The organism is Sphingomonas glacialis, from assembly GCF_006439055.1.
Taxonomy (GTDB): Bacteria; Pseudomonadota; Alphaproteobacteria; order Sphingomonadales; family Sphingomonadaceae; genus Sphingomonas; species Sphingomonas glacialis_A.
This window is the reverse complement of the sequence record NZ_RCZC01000003.1, coordinates 116,394-134,195: the sequence shown is the minus strand read 5'-3', so window position 1 is coordinate 134,195 and position 17,802 is coordinate 116,394. Positions and strand designations below refer to the sequence as shown.

Genomic DNA, 17,802 nt, shown 5'->3' with positions numbered 1-17,802 from the left:
CATGTCGCTGATCTCCGGTCTGTTGCTCTTTCTTGCCACCGTCGCTGGGATGGAGCTGTTCGCTTATGCTGCGCACCGCTGGGTGATGCACGGATTCGGCTGGTTCCTGCACGAGAGCCATCACCGCCCGCGCACCGGCAATTGGGAGCTTAACGACCTGTATGCGGTGATCTTCGCCTTGCCGTCGATCACCATGCTGGTGTTCGGCGTCCAGCTCGGCTGGTGGCAGGGCTTTACCTGGATCGGCGCCGGCATCGCGGCCTATGGCGCGATCTATTTCGGCTTTCACGACGTCATCGTCCATCGCCGCATCCCGACGCGCTATCTGCCCAAGTCGGCCTATATGAAGCGAATCATCCAGGCGCATCGGCTGCATCACGTGGTGGAAACCAAGGATGGCACGGTCAGCTTCGGCTTCCTCGTCGCGCCCAAGCCCGAAGATCTGAAGGCCGAGCTCAAGCGCCGCAAGCGCGCTGGCGTCCGCGCTCCCGTCGGGCAGACCAGCCTCATCCCGGATTGAACGAGCCGCTGCTTTTCTACGCGCTGGCGGTGCCGGCGGTGGTTCTGCTCGGCCTCTCGAAGGGCGGCTTTGCGGGACTTGGCGCCTTGGCGCTGCCGATGCTTGCGCTCGCCATCTCGCCGGTGCGGGCCGCCGCGATCCTGCTGCCGATCCTGATCGTGCAGGATGTCGTCGGCGTCTGGGCGTTCCGGCGCGATTGGGATGCGGCGATCCTCGGCTGGATGCTGCCGGGCGCGGGGGTCGGTATCGTGCTCGGCTATCTGTTCGCGGCGCAGGTCTCGACCGCGGCGGTGCTCGCTTTGGTCGGCGCGATCTCGGTGCTGTTCGGGCTCTACCGGCTGTGGAGCGAGCGGCGCGGAACGGTCGCGGTCGCGGCGCAGGCGCCGGGCTGGGTGGGATCGCTGCTCGGTATCGCCTCGGGCTTCACCAGCCAGATCGCGCATGCCGGACAGCCGCCGTTCCAGGTCTATGTCCTGCCGCGCCGGCTGCCGCGCGACGTGCTCGTCGGCACGACCGCGATCTTCTTTGCCGCGGTCAATTGGGCGAAGGTCCCGGCCTATTGGGCGCTCGGCCAGTTCGACCGCGACACGCTCGGCGTCGCGGCGCTGCTGCTGCCCGTGGCGATCGCATCGACCTTTGCCGGCGTCTGGCTGGTGCGACGGGTCTCGCCCGAGCGATTCTACACCGCGATCTACACCCTGATGGTGCTGGTCGGCGTCAAGCTGATCTGGGACGCGCTCGCCTGATTTAGTCGAACAGCGACGAAACCGAAGATTCGTCGGCGATCCGGCGAATCGCCTCGGCGAGCAACGGCGCGATCGTCAGATGGCGAATCTTCTTGGCCGAGGCGACGATGTCGTGGCTGCCGAGCGAATCGGTGATCACCAGTTCCTCGAGCGCCGAGCTTTCGACTCGCGCCACCGCGCCGCCCGACAGCACGCCGTGCGTGATGTAGGCAGCGACGCCTGCCGCGCCCGCCTGCTTGAGGGCGGCGGCGGCGTTGCAGAGCGTGCCGCCCGAATCGACGATGTCGTCGATCAGGATGCAGAAGCGCCCTTCGACCTCGCCGATGATGTTCATCACTTCGGATTCGCCCGCGCGCTCGCGGCGCTTGTCGACGATCGCGAGCGGCGCGTTGTTGAGCCGCTTGGCCAGCGCGCGTGCGCGCACCACGCCGCCGACGTCGGGCGACACGACCATCAGATTGCGGTTGCCGTAGCGCGTGAGGATGTCGGCCGACATCACGGGTGCGGCGAACAGATTGTCGGTGGGGATATCGAAGAAGCCCTGGATCTGCCCGGCATGCAGATCGACCGAAAGTACGCGGTCGGCGCCCGCAACGGTGATCAGATTGGCAACGAGTTTCGCCGAGATCGGCGTGCGCGGCCCCGGTTTGCGGTCCTGCCGGGCATAGCCGAAATAGGGGATGACCGCGGTGATTCGCTTGGCCGAGGCGCGTTTCAGCGCGTCGATGCAGATCAGCAGCTCCATCAGATTGTCGTTCGCAGGGTAGCCGGTCGATTGCAGCACGAAGACGTCCTCGCCGCGGACATTCTCCTGGATTTCGACGAAAATTTCCTCATCGGCGAAGCGGCGCACCTGCGCGTCGGTCAGCGGCAATTGGAGGTAGGCAGCGACATCGCGCGCGAGCGGCAGGTTCGAATTGCCGGTGAGAAGTTTCATATGGGCCGCCCCTTGCGCTTGCCGATTTGCAGCCTCCTTAGGAGCGTCCTCCGCCTGGGGAAAGGGACCGCAGTGCGTGCCATACCCCGCGCGGCCCGCAGATGCGCCCAAAAACGGATGCCGTAGGGCACATCGCGGCCTGGCCGCGCGGGCTTGTCGAGGGGGCGCCGCGTCCTCTACCGCTCGTCGCATGACGATCCGCACTCGCTTCGCCCCTTCGCCCACCGGCATGCTGCATGTCGGCAACATCCGCACCGCGCTCCACAATTGGCTGTGGGCGCAAGCGCAGGGCGGCGAATTCTGGCTGCGGATCGACGATACCGATGCCGAGCGCAGCGAAGAGCGCTTCGTCGACGCGATCCGCGCCGATCTTGCCTGGCTCGGGCTGACGATTGCGGGGGAGGAGCGGCAGTCGGCGCGCTTTGCGCTCTACGAAGCGCGCTTTGCGGCGTTGCGCGACGCCGGCCGCGTCTACCCCGCCTACGAGACCGCGCAGGAGCTCGACCTCAAGCGCAAGATCGCCGCCGGGCGCGGGCTGCCGCCGGTCTATGACCGTGCCGCGCTCGCACTGAGCGACGCCGAGCGGGCGAGCTTCGAGGCGGCTGGCGTCAAGCCGCACTGGCGCTTCAAGCTCGATCATGCCGCGCCGATCGTGTGGGACGATCTGATCCGCGGGCCGCAGAAATTCGATGCTGCGACGATGAGCGACCCCGTCATTCGCCGCGCCGACGGGTCGTGGCTCTATATGCTGCCCTCGGCGATCGACGACGCAGAGATGGGCATCACGCATGTCGTGCGCGGCGAGGACCATGTTTCGAACACCGCGCTGCAGTTGCAGATGTTCGACGCGATGGGAGTGGCGCCGCCGGCTTTCGCGCACGAGGCGCTGCTGGTCGGCTCGGAGGGCAAATTGTCGAAGCGGCTGGGGTCGCTCGGCGTCGCGCATTTCCGTGAGGTCGGGATCGAACCCGAGGCGGTGCGGGCGCTGCTCGCGCGGATCGGGACGAGCTTGCCGGTCGAGCCGCTGGTCGAGACGCAGGCGCTGGTCGAGAGCTTCGATTTCGCCAAGTTCGGTCGCGCGCCGGCGCGCTTCGACGAGGCTGAGCTTACGGGGTTGAACGCGAAGATCGTCCACCAGCTCGATTTCGAGCATGTCGCCGACCGGCTTCCCGCCGGGATGGGCGCTGCGGAGTGGTCGGCGGTGCGGCCCAATCTCCAGACGATCGCCGAAGCGGCCGACTGGTGGGGCGTGATCGAGGGCCCGATCGTCGCCGAGCGCGACCTCGCCGATGCCGACTTCCTCGCGGCGGCCGCGCGGGCGGCCGAGTCGCTCGATTGGGCGGGCGACCCGTGGCACGCGCTGACCGCTGCGCTGAAGGCTGAAACCGGGCGCAGCGGCAAGGCGCTGTTCCTGCCCTTGCGCCGGGCGCTGACCGGGCGCGAGCATGGTCCCGACATGAAGGCGTTGCTCCCGCTGATCGGCCGCGAACGCGCGATCGCGCGCCTGTCGCCCGAGTGAGGCGACAGGATATAATGTCTCTTGCGCGCGTAATGTTATGATGTAACATCCTCTCCATGTCCGGCGCAGACTCGGACGGCACAGATGGAGACGGGACGATGTACGCAGATCGCTATGCCAACCGCCATGGTCTCAACCCCGGCGGAGTCGCCTTCGCGCTCGGCGCCGGCGGCGTGTTGCTGTTCGGGCTTTCGCTGACCGCGCCGCATTTCGTGCGCGATATCGTGCCGACGATCACCGCAACCAACATCCCGCTCGATCCGCCACCCCCACCCAAGCCCGAACCGAAGCCGGTGCCGCAGATCCAGCACGCCGCGCAGCCACTGAAGCCGCCGCCCGAATCGATCGACCTGACCAAGCCCGTGCTACCGGGCGTCCCGAGCGGACCGATCGCCACGCACGTCGATCCGCCGCCGCTACAACCCTTCGCCGGCGGCACGGGTGATGTCGGCACGATCGTCAAACCGCCCGCGCCGGTCATCACCATCCCAAAACTCGATTCGCGCTATCTCGGTGGATTCCAGCCGACCTATCCAAGCGACGAGCGCCTCGCCGGGCGCGAGGGGCGGGTCGTGGTGCGCGTGCTGATCGGCACCGACGGGCGCGTGAAGCAGGTCGAGCAGGTCAGCGCGGCGAGCCCGGCCTTCTTCGAGGCGACGCGCAAGCGCGCGCTCGAGAAATGGCGCTTCACCCCGGGGACGCGCGACGGCGTCGCGATCGAGGCGTGGCAGACGATGGCGGTCCGCTTCGTGCTCGACGAAGAATAGCCGGCGAGGGTGGGCGCGGCAGGGCTGGCATCGCCTCCCCGTCGCGCCTATCTCTTGCGCATGAATTTCCTGCGCTACATTTCCCCGCTGCGCGCCTGGCGCGATATGCGCACCTATATCGTAACGCGGCGGCCGCATCAGCTCGGCTTCATGGGGCTGGCGCTGGCGCTGACCTATGTGATGGTCGTCGGCGTGATCTACGAATCGAAGATCCCGCCCAAGCCGTATCACCGCGACATCATCTATGTGCAGCAATGGCGCGCCGACCGCACCGATGCCGAGATCATCGCGCAGCAGAAGATCGACGGCGTCGAGCAGACGCGCCAGGCCAATGAGCTGAAGCGGCTCGAGGCCGAACGCCGCGCGCAGTTCAAGAAGGTCAATGACGGGCTCAAGGCCTACGGGATCTGAGCGTGACCACGGCTTCCGACGATACGCGCTGGATGGGCGCAGCGCTCGCGCTCGGCGAGCGCGGACGTGGGCGGACGACGCCCAACCCCAATGTCGGCTGCGTGATCGTCGCCGATGGTATCGTCGTCGGGCGCGGCTGGACCCAGCCCGGTGGGCGGCCGCATGCCGAGGCGATGGCGCTCGCCGAAGCCGGCGAAAAGTCGCGCGGCGCAACCGTCTATACCACGCTCGAACCCTGCGCGCATATTTCGACGCGCGGGCCCGCGTGCAGCGATCTGCTGCAACTGGCGGGCGTGGCGCGCGTCGTGGTCGCGCTCGGCGATCCCGATCTGCGCACCAATGGCGCGGGCGTTGCGCGGTTGCGCGATGCTGGGATCGCGGTCGATCTCGGCCTGGGCGCCGCCGCCGCGCGCTCGGCGATGGTCGGCTTCCTCATGCGACGCCAGCATGGCCGGCCCGCCGTGACGCTCAAGCTCGCGCTGTCGCTCGACGGCGCGACCGCGATGGGATCGGGCGCGAGTCAGTGGATCACCGGGCCGCAGGCGCGCGCGCACGCGCATCTCGAACGCACGCGCCACGACGCGATCCTGGTCGGACGCGCGACGATCGATGCCGACGATCCGACGCTCGACGTGCGCTTGCCCGGACTCGAGGCGCGGTCGCCGCGACGCTTCATCCTGTCGCGCACGCCCGATCTGCACCATCCGGCGCCCGACTGCGCGCTGCCATGGGAAAACCTTGCGGCGCCAGACGCGATCGGCACGCTCCAAGCGATCGACACCATGCTCGTCGAAGGTGGCCCGACCACCGCCGCCGCCTTCCTTTCCGCCGACCTCGTCGATCGCTTGCTGCTCTATCGCGCGCCGATCGTCGTCGGGGGCGGGCGGACCTTGCCCGACATCGGCCTCTCCGATCTTTCCGAGGCGCATGGCAGCTGGGCGATGACCGACGCGCGCACCCTTGGCAGCGACCGGCTCGAGGTTTACGAGCGCGTCAGGGAGTAGGCCATGTTCACCGGGATCATTACCGACATCGGCACGATCGATCGGATCGAGGAGCGCGGCGATCTGCGCATCTTCGTCGCGACCGGCTATGACATGGGGGATGTCGATCTCGGCGCGTCGATCGCCTGTTCGGGCGTGTGCCTGACCGTCGTCGACAAGTCCGCACCCGGAGCGTCGGGCTGGTTCGCCGCTGATGTCTCCGGCGAAACCGTCTCGCGCACCCCCGCCGCGCAATGGACCGCCGGCCGCCGGCTCAACCTCGAACGTGCGTTGAAACTCGGCGAGGAGCTGGGCGGCCACATCGTCACCGGCCATGTCGACGGCATCGCGTCGATCGTCGAGACGAGCAGCGATGGCGATTCGTGGAAGGTCGTCATCGCCGTCCCGGCCGCGCTCGCGCCGTTTGTCGCGCCCAAGGGCTCGATCACCGTCGACGGCGTCTCGCTGACCGTCAACAGCGTCGCCGACCAGACCGACGGCAGCACGCATTTCGCGATCAACATCATTCCCCACACCCAAGCGATGACCACGCTGGGCGATCTTCATTCGGGCGCACACGTCAATATCGAGATCGATGTCCTCGCCCGCTATCTGCAACGCATGGAGCATTATCGTGCCAAAGCCTGAAGTCGCGCGGCTGCGCCATGGGTTCCTGTCCTCGCCTGAGGAACTGATCGACGAGGCCAAGAACGGCCGGATGTTCATCCTGGTCGATGACGAGGATCGCGAGAATGAGGGCGACCTCGTCATCCCCGCGCAGATGGCGACGCCGGAGAAGATCAACTTCATGGCCAAGCACGGCCGCGGGCTGATCTGCCTGGCGATGACCAAGAAGCGCGTCGAGGAGCTCGGCCTCGGCCTGATGAGCCGCCACAACGGCACGCGGCACGAGACCGCCTTCACCACCTCGATCGAGGCGCGTGACGGCGTCACTACCGGCATTTCCGCTGCCGACCGTGCGCGCACCATCGCGGTTGCGATCGATTCGTCGAAGGGCAAGGAAGAGATCGTCACGCCGGGCCACGTCTTCCCGCTCGTCGCGCGCGACGGCGGCGTTCTGGTGCGCGCTGGCCATACCGAGGCTGCGGTCGACGTCTCGCGCCTCGCCGGGCTCAACCCGTCGGGTGTGATCTGCGAGATCATGAACGAGGACGGCACGATGAGCCGGCTCGACGATCTCGTCTCGTTCGCGCAGCTTCACAATCTCAAGATCGGCACGATCCGCGACCTGATCGCCTATCGCCGCCGCCACGACCATCTCGTCGAGAAGCGCGCCGAAATGCCGTTCGAATCGAAATGGGGCGGGTTGTGGAAGGCGATGACCTTCCACAATAAGGCGACCGGCGACGAGACCGTCGCTTTGGTCAAGGGCAAGATCGACCCGACCAAGCCGACACTGGTGCGGATGCACACGCTGTCGACCTTCGTAGATGTGTTCGGCGAAGAGAATGAGCGCTCCGGCCTGCTGTCGGGCGCGATGCAGTTGATCGCCGACGAGGGCACCGGCGTGATCGTCGTGATCAACCGCCGCATGTCCGACGGGATCACGCGCTTCATGAAGCTGCGCGGCGAGGGCAAGGGCGCGGGCGCGCCCGAGGTCGAGGAATTGCGCGATTACGGCGTCGGCGCGCAGATCCTCGCCGAGCTCGGCGTCGAGGAAATGGTGCTGCTCACCAATACGCATCACGCGCTGGTCGGACTCGAAGGCTATGGCCTGTCGATCGTCGACGAGCGCGCCATTCCAGGCACCGGGGGCGAATAATGGCCAAACTGCTCATCGTCGAAGCGCGCTTCTACGACCATCTCAACGACCTGCTGCTCGAGGGCGCCCGCGCTGCGATCGAGGCGGCCGGGCACAAGCATGAGACGATCACGGTGCCGGGCGCGCTCGAAATCCCCGGCGCGGTCGCGCTGGCGGCTGAAACGGGCCTGTACGACGGTTTCGTCGCCTTGGGCGTCGTGATCCGCGGCGAGACCTATCATTTCGAGATCGTCGCGGGCGAGAGCGCACGCGGGCTGATGGCGCTGTCGATGGACGGCCTCGCGATCGGCAACGGCATCCTCACCACCGAGGACGAAGCGCAGGCGCTGACGCGCGCGCGGAAATCCGAGAAGGACAAGGGCGGCGAAGCAGCCAAGGCGGCGCTCGCGATGATGGCGCTGAAAGCGCGCTTCGGCTGAGGCGGGGATGGTGACCGGGCCGATCCTGTTCACCGACCGGCTCATCCTGCGGCTCCCCGAGCCTGCGGATTTCGAAGCCTATGCCGCCTTCGCCGCAGACGGCGAGACGATGGCGCATCTCGGCGGCGCGATGTCGCGTGCGGTCGCGTGGCGCGACTTTTCGGTGCGCGCCGGCGCGTGGATGACGCGCGGCTTCTCGATGTTTTCGGTGATCGAGCGCGAGACGGGCGCCTGGGTCGGGCGGATCGGACCGTGGCAGCCCGAGGGCTGGCCCGGTACCGAAGTCGGCTGGGGCGTTGCCAGCGGTTTTGCCGGCAAGGGCTATGCGTACGAGGCCGCGGTCGCCGCGATCGACTATGCGTTCGATCGTCTCGGCTGGAGCGACGTTATCCACACAATCGCGCCCGACAATCACCGCTCGATCCGGCTTGCCGAGCGCCTCGGCTCGACCAACCGCGGACCGACCAGCTTGCCGCCGCCGCTCGCCGACTATCGCGTCGATGCCTGGGGCCAGAGCGCTGCAGAGTGGCGCGCGCGGCGCGGCAGATGAGCAAGCCGCCGCCCCCGCGCTACAAAATCGTCGAGCGCGACGGGCGGCTGCTCACGATCGACACTTGGGCCGACCAGCCATCGATCGTGCCGGGCCGGCATCGTGCCGATCCGATCGCGGCGGGGGACGGCATCGGCGCGCCGCTCGTGGCGGCTCTCTTCCGCGTACGCGATGCGCAGGGGCGGCGCTTGCTGACGACCTCGCCGAACTGGGACCGCAAGGGCCCGCGCGTCATCGCGCTGTCGCCCAAAGGCGAACGCCGCATCGCCGCGCTCGGTCTGCTGAGCATCGGCCTTATGCTCGTCGTGGTATTGGCGGCGCTGATCGATCCCGACTGGCTGCTGCCGGTCGTGGTGGTCGCGGTCGTGCTCGCCGGCGCGATGTCGAGCAGCCGTACCAGCTGGGTCACCCGCTGGCTCGACTCGCTCGGCGCGGAAACACCACCCTAATCCCTTCCCAGCGCTCGACTCCTTACTTATACCGATGTCAGTAAGCAGGAGCGCGACGATGGCCTACGCCCATACCTTCAAAGCCAATCCGCATTGGCTGCCGCGGCAGAAGCAGGGGGACATTCGCGACATTCCCGGCGAGGATGGGCTGCCCTTCGTCGGCAACACCTTCCGCATGCTCAAGGATCCGGTGCGCTTCGGACGTCACATGATCGACAGCTACGGCCCGGTGTTCCGCAACAATGCGTTCGGCGGGCCGACCGTCAGCCTGATCGGCCCCGAGGCGAACGAACTCGTCCTGTTCGACCGCGACCGCGTCTTCTCGTCGGAGCAGGGCTGGGGGCCGTTGCTCAACCTGCTCTTTCCGCGCGGGCTGATGCTGATGGATTTCGACAAGCACCGCGCCGACCGCCGCGTGATGTCGGTCGCGTTCAAGCCCGAGCCGATGCGGCATTATGCCGAGACGCTCGACAGTGGCATTGCGCGCACCGTCGCCGGCTGGGGCAACCAGCCGATACGCTTCTATGACGCGATCAAGGAACTGACGCTCGATCTCGCCGCCGAGAGCTTTCTCGGCATGCCGCTCGGTCCCGAGGCGACGCGGATCAATCAGGCGTTCGTCGATGAGGTGCAGGCCTCGATCACGCCGATCCGCGTGCCCCTGCCAGGCTCGCAGATGCGCAAGGGCGTGCGCGCGCGCGCCTATCTGATCGACCTGTTCGAGCGCGAGATCCCCGCGCGGCGGGCGGGCGCGGGGCACGACTTCTTCTCGCAATTCTGCCGCGCGACCGACGATGCCGGCGAACCGCTCGCCGCCGATGCGATCGCCGACCATATGAACTTTCTGATGATGGCGGCGCACGACACGATCACCTCGTCGGCGACGAGCCTCGTCATGCTGCTCGGCCGCAATCCCGAATGGCAGGAGAAACTGCGCGCCGAGATCACGGAGCTTGGCCGCAACGATACGGGCGGGCTGGCCTATGGGCAGCTCGACTGGCTGGTGCTGACCGACATGGCGTTCAAGGAATCGCTGCGGTTGATCCCGCCGGTGCCGTCCTTGCCGCGCCGTGCGATCAAGCCGTTCGACTTCGGCGGCTATCATATTCCGGCCGGGACGACCGTTAGCGTCAGCGTCGCCTACACGCATACCATGGCCGAGCTATGGCCCGACCCCGAGCGCTTCGACCCGCTGCGCTTCACCCCCGAGGCGGTGCGCGCACGGCATAAATATGCGTGGGTGCCGTTCGGTGGCGGCGCGCATATGTGCCTGGGGCTGCACTTCGCGACGATGCAGATCCGCATCCTCATCGCGCATCTGCTCAGCCGCTATCGCATCGAGCTTGATCCCGACGCCGGTGCAGAGTGGCAGGCCTGGCCGATCCCGCGGCCGAAGGATGGGCTGCCGTTGCGCTTCGTTCCGCTGGGGTGACGGGAGTCGGGCTGCGCATGGTCCTGTCGATGCGGGTTGAATTAGAACGCAGGCGGGAGGGGCACACCAACTGCTGCCTTCCAGGCGAACCTCGGTCGTCCACCGCTGCGCTACCGCTCTGACGCTGCCTGAGAAAAAGTCGAATGCGCCCAAGACTTTTACCGGTTCTTGAAGCGACTATGCCCGCATCCCGCGAGATCATCGTCGTGAGGATTGCGATCGATCCAGCTTGTCCGTAAACCCGGCACGGGTCGCCCTAGTATAAAAGTCACAATCTTTTGACAGGGGAAATTCGATGCATCGCTTGAACGTCGCTTTGACCGGACTGCTATTCACGCTCGCCACGCCAGCTTTGGCGCGGAGCAGCATCGACGGCACATGGAAGGCCGATACCACCACAGCCAAACTATCGACAAAGCCGGACATTTTCGTAATCAAGGATGGGATGTACGACTGCAGCTCGTGCGCCCCGCCGTACAAGATCGCTGCCGATGGGAAGGTCCACCCGGTCGCCGGCCGCGACTATTGGGATGCGGGATCGGTCGCGTTGATCGACCCCGCTACGCTGCAATGGACGCGCTATCGCAAAGGCGTTTCGATCAGCTCGACCAAAGTTGCGGTCTCGCCCGACGGCAACACCCTGACGTTCACATCCGTCTCGGCCGACAATGCGTTGGGTAAGTCCATAGCAAGCTCGAGCTTGGCGAAACGCGTCGGCCCCGCCCCTGCGGGGGCGCACGCTACGAGCGGTTCCTGGGTCGGGATCAATGAGGGTGCGCAGATCGCCGAGGAGAATCTCGTCGCAACAATAAGCATGGTGGACGACGTGGTGACGATGACGCTCGGAACGGGCGAGCATTATGCCGCCAAGCTCGACGGTCCCCAAACGCCTTTCGTCGGGGACAAAGCGGGGGCGATGGTCGCGTTGAAGCGGGCTGGCACGGGGTTCGTCGAAACCGACTATGTCAACGGTACGGCAATCGGGACCTACACCTACATCCCGCAGGACGAGACGACGATGACCATGAAGGCGTTCAATATGAAGGCAGGGACGACCGAAGAGTACACGCTCAAAAAACAATAAGGCGATCGCGGTGGCGATCAATCGCCACCTGTGTCCGGCAAATGCAAAGGCCGCGCCCCTGCCAAGGCGCGGCCTTCCTTTTTGTCCTTAGCGCCGGTCGATAGGCGCAGCGTCCAACGCGATCTTTCGCAGCGGTGGATCACGCGCAAGATGGTTCAAAGCCCGTATTGAGGACAGGGTCGGGCGATGCGACGGGCATCGCGTGGGTAAAACAACGCCTGCAGGATTCGCCCATTTCAGGCCGTTCGAGACCGTTCGTTCCGTCCTGGACCCTGCTGCAAATCGAGGAACAGACATGACCGATATGACCCATGACATCGTCGATACCGCCGTCGCCGCAGGCGCCTTCACGACACTCGTCGCGGCCGTCACGGCAGCCGGCCTGGTCGATACGCTGAAGGGCGACGGCCCGTTCACCGTCTTCGCGCCGTCCGACGACGCGTTCGCAGCGTTGCCGGCCGGGACCGTCGATGAGCTCGTAAAGCCAGAAAACAAGGAAAAGCTGACCGCAATCCTGCTGCTCCACGTCCTCCCGGGCAAGGTGATGGCAGCCGACGTCGCGGGCCAGGTGCTCGATCCCGCGACCGCGGGCGGTGCGACGGTTCATGTCGATGGCACGGACGGTGTCACTGTCGATGGTGCCAAGGTCGTGACCGCCGACATCGCCTGCACCAACGGCGTGATCCACGTCATCGACGCCGTGCTGCTCCCCAAGGGCTGATCCTTGACGCCAGCGACCGGGGGCAGCAACGCCCCCGGTCGCTGGCAAGATCGCTATCGAACCGTACTGGACTACGCATGAAGACTCCCGCCCTGAAGATCGGCATTGTCGGCGCCGGCATCGCAGGGCTTTCCTGCGCCGAAACGCTCCAGGCAGCCGGGCATGCCGTCATGGTGTTCGACAAGGGTCGCGGCGCTGGCGGGCGCATGGCGACCCGCCGCGCCGAATCGCCCTCCGGCGACGTCGCGTTCGACCATGGCGCGCAATATTTCACGGCGCGCGACCAGCACTTCGCGGCGACCGTGACGGGATGGGAAGCCACCGGTGTCGTCGCGCGCTGGCCCAGCGCAGGCGATGACGCCTGGGTCGGGACGCCTGGCATGAACGCCGTGGTGAAAGCGATGGCGCAGCCGTTGGCGGTCCACTGGAACAGCCGCGTCGATGCGCTCCGCCGTTTCGACGGGTCGTGGTTCCTCGACTCCGTCGCCGACGATCCGTTCGACGCGGTGATCGTCGCGACGCCGGCCGAGCAGGCGGCCCCATTACTGGTGGCGCACGACCCGGCGATGGCCGCGATGGCGCAAGCCTGCCCGTCCGCGCCCTGCTGGACGGCGATGGTGGCGTTCGACGAACCGATCGCCATCGCCGAGGACATCATCCGCGACGCCGGCATCATCGGCTGGGCGGCGCGCAACAGTGCCAAACCCGGCCGCAGTGGCACCGAGGCCTGGGTGATCCAGGCGACGGCGGACTGGTCGCGCGATCATCTCGAGGACGACGCGAGCAGCGTGGTCGATGCGCTGCTGTCGGCGCTGGCCGCGGAAGCAACGCAGGCGCTGCCCGCCCCCGTCGTGCGGATCGGCCATCGCTGGCGCTATGCGCGCGCCAAGGCAACGCAGCACGGTGCGCTGTGGAACGATGCGATGCGGATCGGCGCGGTCGGCGACTGGCTGCTGGCACCGCGGATCGAAAGCGCGTGGCTGTCCGGCCGGATGCTCGCCGACCGGATCCTTTCAGCCGGTCGCTAAGCGGGCATACCCGCCACGATCCGAGGATCGACCGCATAATCGCGCGCGATCTCGCGCGCAGTCATCTTGGCGGACATCATCACCGACGGCGTCCCCCCGCCCGGCTGCGTCCCCTGGCCGACGAGGTACAAATTGGTGATATCCTCGCTGCGGTTGTGCGGGCGGAAGAAGGCGGTCTGCGTCAACCGCGGCTCGACGCCGAAGCCGTTGCCGGCATAGGCGCCGAGCACCTGCTCGAAATAATCGGGCGTCACGAAGCTGCGATAGACCAGCCGCTCGCGCAGGCCCGGAATGTAGCCGCGGTCGTCGAGGAAATTGAGCACCTTGTCGGCGAACCCCTCGCCCACCGCATCCCAATCCACGTCGCCCAGTGTGTTGGGCACGGGGATCAGCGTATACGCCGCATGATGCCCCTCCGGCGCAAGGCTGGGGTCGGTCAGCGTCGGGACATGCAGATATTGCGAGAAGTCCTCGGCCAGGATCTTGCGTTCGAAAATGTCGGTCAGCAGCTCTTCGTAGCGCGGGCCCAGGATGATGTTGTGGTGCCGTACGTCGGGGTCGCCCTCGCGCTTCTCATAGCCGAAATAGATGACCATCAGCGACATGCTCTGCTTGCGGAACTTGACCACGACATCGCGATTGATCCGGCGGTGCGCCGTGTCGATCAGCTTGAGATAGGTGGTCGCATAATCGGCGTTGGAGACGACGAGATCGGCCGCCAGCGTCTCGCCCGATGCGAGCGTCACGCCGGTCGCGACGCGCTGGCGGCCGCGCTTCTCGATGTCGATCCGCGCGACTTTCGCACCGAGCTGCAGCGTTCCGCCCAGTTCCTCGAACTTGACGACCAGCGCCTTCACCAGCGCGCCGGTGCCGCCCATTGCGTAATGGACGCCCCAGGTCTTCTCGACGAAGTGGATCATCGCATAGATCGCCGGCACCTTCAGCGGATTGCCGCCGATCAGCAGCGGCTCGAAGCTGAACACCTGCCGCATCTTGTCGCTCTTGAAATATTTGCTGATCAGCGAAAACAGCGGCTGGACCGCACCGAGCTTGAGCAGGTCGGGCACGACCTTCAGCATCGACCCGAGGCTGCCAAAATAGGTATAGCCGAGCTCGAGGAAACCACGCTGGAAGATCGCGCGCGCCGCCTCGTGGAAGCGATCGTAGCCGTCGAGATCCTCGGGCGCGAGCCGTGCGATCTGTGCGCGGACGTTCACCGGGTCGGCGTCATAATCGAAGAAGGTGCCGTCGTCGAAATAGATCCGGTAGAAGGGCAGCACCGGCACGATGTCGAGATAGCGGCTGGTATTGGGGCCGCCGCTGATGCCCGACACGATCCGCTGGCCATCGCCCAGCACGTCGTCCGGAAAATCGGGCGCGGTCAGCATCGCCACATCGCGCTCGAGCGAGAACAGCTCCTCGATGAAATGCGGGACGGTCAGCACCGTCGGCCCCATGTCGAAGGTGAACCCCTCCGCACGCCGGACATAGGCGCGGCCACCGACGTCATTGAGCTGCTCGACGATGCGTGTGTCGAAGCCGAGGCTCTGCAGGCGGATCGCGCAGGCGATTCCACCGATGCCGGAGCCGATCACGATAGCGGTACGACGAGTCATGCGGTCAGGGTCTTTTCTTCAGAGGAAGGTGCGGCGGAGAGCCGCCCTTCGAGCCAGCGCGAGAGCATCAAATGCGGTACCGCGACGGATGCCAATAGCTGAAACGCTTGTGCCACGATTATTGGCTCGAATCTCCACGGTGCTATCGCACGTACTGTGCACCAGCCAAGGATGGCGAGGCTCGACAACAGCGCGCCCGTGCCGAGCCATCGCCCCAGCGTCATGTCGCGTAACACGACGCGGGTCTGCGCCAGATGCCGCGGCGAATGCAGGAAGACGAAGAACAACGCGAAGCCCGCTACTGGCGGCAGGACCAGCAGCAGAGCGAAGCATAGCGCCATCGCCGCGGCCCAGTGTCGGCTCCCGTCGCGCCACGCCGCGGCAATCCCGATTGCGGTGACCAGCAAGGCGACCGGGGCGGCCGCGGTGATGATCTGGGCGATCACCGCAGCGCGCGGATCGCTCATCGCGACGAACAGCGCCGACACCTCGGCTGGATGGCCGATCGTCGCCGCCGCGATCACCGCCGCGCCCGCGGCAAAGCGCAGCAGCGGCTCCTCGAGCATCTGCCAATCCTCGCCGAAATGCACCGAAGCGACCGCCAGGAAGAGCACCAGCGCCACCAGCGGCACCGTCATCCAGAGCACCACCATCAGCAGGGCGATCGCGGCATACCCACCGACCGCGAGCCCCATGCCCGATCGGCCCAGCGCGACCGAACGCCGCAACAGCGCGATGTCATACGCCCCGTGCGGCAGCCCGCCGCCGATGAACACGAGGGTCGCGCCAGCAACGGCCGCCGGCTGCCCCAGCGGCACGCCGAGCAGCGCCGCCCCGATCAGCGCCGTCGCCGCGATCCAATAGGCCGGATACACGACATCGCCGCGCCCCGGATGAGCACGACGACGCGGTGATGTTGGATGGTAGGTCAGCGCCGTCATGATATCAGGCGGCGTAGCCCTTATGCCCGTCGGCTTCAGCCTCGGACTTGCGGACCGCGATCAGGAAGATCAGGATCCCGAGGCCGGCCTTGGCGACGATATCCGCGATCGTATAGCCGATCTGGATCGTCGTGGTCGCGGTCCCACCGGTCAGCCCGGCATAGGGCGCCATATAGACGATCGGGTAGAAACCCCACGACGCGAAGGTCAGCAAGCGCGCCTTGCGCACGAGGTTCTGCGCGCCGGCCGGCTGCTGCTTGATCGAGGCGCCGAGACCGCTGAACAATTCCCATACGATGTAGAGGAACGGGATCGCCGAGAGCGTGCCCCAGATCGCGCGCGTCGGAATGTCGCTGGCGATTTCACCGGGATAGCCGAGCACGATCATCAGCGCCGCGGCCGAGCCGAGGCGGATCGCCTTGGACGACGTCTCCTCGCGCGACAGCCGCATCACGAGCACCAGTTCGATCAGCAGCAACGGCACGGTGAGGAGCCAGTCGACGTAGCGATAGGCATCGTTGAACGCGAAACCCGTCGCGGTGACCACGCCGTCCTTGAAGACGTACGCAGCGTTCCAGCTCTCGAAGATCCGGAAATAATGATAGGCGGCGATGCCGGTGACCAGCCCCGAGATGGTGAGCGCGGTCCGATAGGCCGGCGCGACCTGTCCGCGGCTGAGCCAGAGGAAGGCGGTGGCGGCCCCCATCGCCGCGAAGGTGAAGGAAAACGCGTTGTAGACCAGCGAGAATTGGAAGGGCGTGACGATATCCATGGGAGTCTCCGTCGCATTGATCCGCGGCACGGGTGCGCCGGGCAGGCTCGATCCGGGATTTCGCCAACCCTGTTGAGATGGACCTGTATCTCCCGAATATGTCGCCACAGCAGCGCCAGATGGCCGAGGGTGAGCCTGACCGCGCACCGAATGGCTGAAGGTGCACGGCAACGCCGCTGTGGCGACGAAAGAGGTTTAGACTGAAGGGGATCGTCCGCCGATACGGGCTTTGTGCCGTACCGAGATCGTATGCCGTTACAGGCCGGCCTCGACGGCGAGGCGGATGAGGTCGGCGGTCGTATGCAGATCGAGCCGGCTCATCAGGATCGCGCGGTGCATCTTGACGGTCCTTTCCGCCAGATTGAGCTCGGCGGCGATCTGCTTGTTGAGCAGGCCGTTCGCCACGAGCTTTAGCACTTGGCCCTGGCGTGGCGAGAGCGCCTTGACCATCTCCGCCGCGCGGATGCGGCGCATGCTCGACGGCGTCGCCGCGCCGGAATCGATCTCGATCTGCGACCCCAGGAAATAGAGCAACGCGTCATTCTCGTCATAGATCGGCGCGACCAGGACGGCATTGCGAAACGGCTGGCCGCTGCGTTTGTAATTCAAAATCTCGACCAGCACCGGACGATGCTCGCGCACGCCGCGTCGGATCTCCTCGGTCAGCCACGGTTCGGTCGCCGGGCCCGACAGGAAGCGGCAGTTGCGCCCAACGACATACTCGACCGGATAGCCGGTGAGCTCACAGAAGGCGTCGTTGCAGGCGACGATCGGGTTGTCGGGCAACCGCGGATCGCTGATCACCGAGGGAATCGGACTATCGGCGACCAGACGCAAATGCCGGTCCCGCGTGGGAAGGAAATCGGCCTGTTGTGCCATGTCAGCTGCGAGTCCGATGCATATCGGCCTGCATACCGGCGGCGCGACGGTGTGGCACTCGAATTATTGGGAATTGGGAAGAGCGCTCCCGTCGTCAAGATTGCGCGCGTTGCCCAGGCACGACGATTCGAGTCTAACCGTGGGGGCAGATGGCCGATCGTCCACACTCGACAATATCTTGCGCGAACACCTGGCAAGGCATTGGTTGGAAAAGGCATGGCTCCTTTCTGCAACATTTTCGTGCG

Annotated in this window: 20 protein-coding genes; 15 read left to right on the top strand and 5 right to left on the bottom strand. The window is 66.2% G+C overall.

The features are described 5' to 3' along the window. Position 1: 1 nt before the first annotated feature. Both EAH76_RS12400 and EAH76_RS12395 read left to right on the top strand, forming a co-directional pair. Entirely contained in the window at positions 2-520 is a 519-nt protein-coding gene (locus tag EAH76_RS12400; RefSeq protein ID WP_140850590.1) for a sterol desaturase family protein, read from the top strand. Continuing rightward, positions 517-1,266: a sulfite exporter TauE/SafE family protein gene (locus EAH76_RS12395; protein WP_140850589.1), complete on the top strand. Its 750-nt coding sequence runs from the start codon at positions 517-519 to the stop codon at positions 1,264-1,266. The genes EAH76_RS12400 and EAH76_RS12395 overlap by 4 nt, the downstream gene beginning before the upstream one ends. A gap of 1 nt (position 1,267) precedes the next feature. On the opposite strand, the gene EAH76_RS12390 is transcribed toward EAH76_RS12395, so the two are convergent. Further along, the gene (locus EAH76_RS12390) at positions 1,268-2,203 is read right to left on the bottom strand and encodes a ribose-phosphate pyrophosphokinase (RefSeq protein WP_133191154.1); all 936 of its coding nucleotides are present in this window, start codon (positions 2,201-2,203) and stop codon (positions 1,268-1,270) included. A 190-nt stretch (positions 2,204-2,393) separates the two neighbouring features. On the opposite strand from EAH76_RS12390, the gene gltX reads away from it, so the two are divergent. From gltX to EAH76_RS12325, 13 genes are all read left to right on the top strand, one after another. Continuing rightward, the gene (gene gltX / locus EAH76_RS12385; RefSeq protein ID WP_140850588.1) at positions 2,394-3,722 is read left to right on the top strand and encodes a glutamate--tRNA ligase; all 1,329 of its coding nucleotides are present in this window, start codon (positions 2,394-2,396) and stop codon (positions 3,720-3,722) included. Between the two features lie 98 nt (positions 3,723-3,820). Continuing rightward, positions 3,821-4,489 (top strand): energy transducer TonB, encoded by a 669-nt coding sequence (locus EAH76_RS12380; protein ID WP_140850587.1) that lies wholly within the window; start codon positions 3,821-3,823, stop codon positions 4,487-4,489. A 60-nt stretch (positions 4,490-4,549) separates the two neighbouring features. Next, entirely contained in the window at positions 4,550-4,900 is a 351-nt protein-coding gene (locus tag EAH76_RS12375; protein ID WP_133191148.1) for a hypothetical protein, read from the top strand. A 32-nt stretch (positions 4,901-4,932) separates the two neighbouring features. After that, the gene (ribD, locus tag EAH76_RS12370) at positions 4,933-5,904 is read left to right on the top strand and encodes a bifunctional diaminohydroxyphosphoribosylaminopyrimidine deaminase/5-amino-6-(5-phosphoribosylamino)uracil reductase RibD (protein WP_140850983.1); all 972 of its coding nucleotides are present in this window, start codon (positions 4,933-4,935) and stop codon (positions 5,902-5,904) included. 3 nt (positions 5,905-5,907) lie between these two features. After that, entirely contained in the window at positions 5,908-6,531 is a 624-nt protein-coding gene (locus tag EAH76_RS12365) for a riboflavin synthase (protein ID WP_140850586.1), read from the top strand. Continuing rightward, complete coding sequence (gene ribB, locus EAH76_RS12360) at positions 6,479-7,666, top strand: 3,4-dihydroxy-2-butanone-4-phosphate synthase (RefSeq protein ID WP_140850585.1); 1,188 nt, start codon at positions 6,479-6,481, stop codon at positions 7,664-7,666. The genes EAH76_RS12365 and ribB overlap by 53 nt, the downstream gene beginning before the upstream one ends. Then, a complete protein-coding gene (gene ribH, locus EAH76_RS12355; RefSeq protein ID WP_140850584.1) occupies positions 7,666-8,085 on the top strand; it encodes a 6,7-dimethyl-8-ribityllumazine synthase in 420 nt (139 codons plus the stop codon). The genes ribB and ribH overlap by 1 nt, the downstream gene beginning before the upstream one ends. A gap of 7 nt (positions 8,086-8,092) precedes the next feature. Then, positions 8,093-8,635 (top strand): GNAT family N-acetyltransferase, encoded by a 543-nt coding sequence (locus EAH76_RS12350; protein ID WP_140850583.1) that lies wholly within the window; start codon positions 8,093-8,095, stop codon positions 8,633-8,635. After that, positions 8,632-9,084: a hypothetical protein gene (locus tag EAH76_RS12345; RefSeq protein WP_140850582.1), complete on the top strand. Its 453-nt coding sequence runs from the start codon at positions 8,632-8,634 to the stop codon at positions 9,082-9,084. Before EAH76_RS12350 ends, EAH76_RS12345 begins: the two co-directional genes overlap by 4 nt. Positions 9,085-9,142: 58 nt before the next feature. Then, on the top strand, positions 9,143-10,516 hold the full coding sequence (locus tag EAH76_RS12340) for a cytochrome P450 (RefSeq protein ID WP_140850581.1): 1,374 nt from the start codon (positions 9,143-9,145) through the stop codon (positions 10,514-10,516). 295 nt (positions 10,517-10,811) lie between these two features. Continuing rightward, positions 10,812-11,600: a hypothetical protein gene (locus tag EAH76_RS12335; protein WP_140850580.1), complete on the top strand. Its 789-nt coding sequence runs from the start codon at positions 10,812-10,814 to the stop codon at positions 11,598-11,600. Positions 11,601-11,895: 295 nt separating this feature from the next. Continuing rightward, the gene (locus EAH76_RS12330; RefSeq protein ID WP_140850579.1) at positions 11,896-12,321 is read left to right on the top strand and encodes a fasciclin domain-containing protein; all 426 of its coding nucleotides are present in this window, start codon (positions 11,896-11,898) and stop codon (positions 12,319-12,321) included. Positions 12,322-12,413: 92 nt separating this feature from the next. After that, the gene (locus EAH76_RS12325) at positions 12,414-13,349 is read left to right on the top strand and encodes an NAD(P)/FAD-dependent oxidoreductase (RefSeq protein ID WP_140850982.1); all 936 of its coding nucleotides are present in this window, start codon (positions 12,414-12,416) and stop codon (positions 13,347-13,349) included. Here EAH76_RS12325 and crtI read toward each other — a convergent pair. From crtI to EAH76_RS12305, 4 genes are all read right to left on the bottom strand, one after another. Further along, positions 13,346-14,965, bottom strand: coding sequence for a phytoene desaturase family protein (gene crtI / locus EAH76_RS12320; protein WP_140850578.1), 1,620 nt, complete (start codon positions 14,963-14,965; stop codon positions 13,346-13,348). The genes EAH76_RS12325 and crtI overlap by 4 nt on opposite strands. Further along, positions 14,962-15,840 carry a Brp/Blh family beta-carotene 15,15'-dioxygenase gene (locus EAH76_RS12315; RefSeq protein WP_241659678.1) on the bottom strand — a complete coding sequence of 293 codons (879 nt, stop codon included), beginning with the start codon at positions 15,838-15,840 and terminating at the stop codon, positions 14,962-14,964. Before EAH76_RS12315 ends, crtI begins: the two co-directional genes overlap by 4 nt. A 70-nt stretch (positions 15,841-15,910) precedes the next feature. Beyond that, positions 15,911-16,678 carry a bacteriorhodopsin-like gene (locus EAH76_RS12310; RefSeq protein WP_140850576.1) on the bottom strand — a complete coding sequence of 256 codons (768 nt, stop codon included), beginning with the start codon at positions 16,676-16,678 and terminating at the stop codon, positions 15,911-15,913. A gap of 255 nt (positions 16,679-16,933) precedes the next feature. Beyond that, positions 16,934-17,557 (bottom strand): LuxR C-terminal-related transcriptional regulator, encoded by a 624-nt coding sequence (locus EAH76_RS12305; RefSeq protein WP_140850575.1) that lies wholly within the window; start codon positions 17,555-17,557, stop codon positions 16,934-16,936. Between the last annotated feature and the right edge of the window lie 245 nt (positions 17,558-17,802).